This is a genomic window from Gemmiger formicilis (assembly GCF_016901605.1).
GTDB lineage: Bacteria > Bacillota > Clostridia > Oscillospirales > Ruminococcaceae > Gemmiger > Gemmiger formicilis_B.
Map to the genome: position 1 here is coordinate 1 of NZ_JACJKP010000912.1, position 219 is coordinate 219.

The window sequence follows — 219 nt, forward strand, 5'->3', positions numbered from 1 at the left end:
TACCCGCCGTACAACTTCAGCCAGAAGGTCATTGACACACTGGTGGATTATACCGGCCGCTTTGCCCGCGAACTGAAGGTTGTGGGCCTGGTCAACGTCCAGTATGCCGTGCAGCTTCAGGAAGCTGTAAACGGGCACCTTGACCGCATAGTAGGGGCTCTTGCCGCCGCGCCACAGACCGGTGCCGTAGCCCATATCCTTGAGCTTCTCACCCAAAGT

Annotated in this window: 1 protein-coding gene; it reads right to left on the reverse strand. The window is 58.0% G+C overall.

The features are described 5' to 3' along the window. On the reverse strand, positions 1-219 hold a 219-nt coding region (locus H6B10_RS17225; protein ID WP_204652540.1), incomplete at both ends, for a hypothetical protein.